Source organism: Neisseria sp. P0021.S006 (assembly GCF_051956895.1).
This window is the reverse complement of record NZ_JBQCWZ010000525.1, coordinates 1-928: the sequence shown is the minus strand read 5'-3', so window position 1 is coordinate 928 and position 928 is coordinate 1. Positions and strand designations below refer to the sequence as shown.

1 pseudogene is annotated in these 928 nt (G+C 44.6%); it reads left to right on the top strand.

The features are described 5' to 3' along the window. Positions 1–236: 236 nt before the first annotated feature. Positions 237–928, top strand: a pseudogene (locus ACTHUM_RS15455) (calcium-binding protein); the annotation flags it as partial.

Genomic DNA, 928 nt, shown 5'->3' with positions numbered 1-928 from the left:
GATAAAGGATCTATGCTGTTTGAGAGAATGTGAATCAATGTTAATGTTTTTATTGTTGCTAGGATAATGGAATTTAAAAACAGGCGAAACTCCGTCCTTTTATCGGCAAATTCTACCGTTTGATATTTTTGAGTAAATATTTTGCAAAATATTACTAAAATAATAATTGAGCAAGGGCGGAATTTGCTCGTTCCGTCAGCTCAATATCTTTATTAACTATTTTGGGAGTAATTATTATGGCATACTGTTACGGGGGGTATTATGCTAGACCCCTGGTTAGTTCTTACTGCGCTCCTGCGCCTAAGGCTTCCTTCTCATCTTACTACTGCGCTCCTGCAGCAAAATCTTCTGTTTCTATCGGCAGCATCGCTAGCATTGCCAGCGTCGGCGTGTCAGTAGTTAATGCGGTAACTGGTTTGGTTTCTGCTATTGCGGCTTTCTGCCCACCAGCAAAAACCACCGTTTACAAATGTGTTCCGGTTTGCCCACCTTACAACTGTGATCCAATCAAACCGACACCACCACAACCAAAACCACGACCTCAGCCTAAACCTCAACCTAAACCTGAGCCTAAACCTGAGCCACAACCAGAACCGCAACCAGAACCAAAACCTCAACCAAAACCTGAGCCTAAGCCAGAACCAAAACCTGAGCCTAAGCCAGAACCAAAACCTGAGCCTAAACCAGAACCAAAACCTGAGCCTAAGCCAGAGCCAAAACCTGAGCCTAAGCCAGAGCCAGACTGCAAAGACTGTGTTGACGATCATAACCAAAACAACTCATACGGTCACGAAGATAAAAACCCAGGTAATGTCATCCGTGCTGAAGACTGCAAAGACGGCAACGTTATCCGCGGTACTGATGCTAAAGATACCATTTATGGTACTGCTTGCGAAGCCATCATCTACGGTGGCAACGGCACAGACGT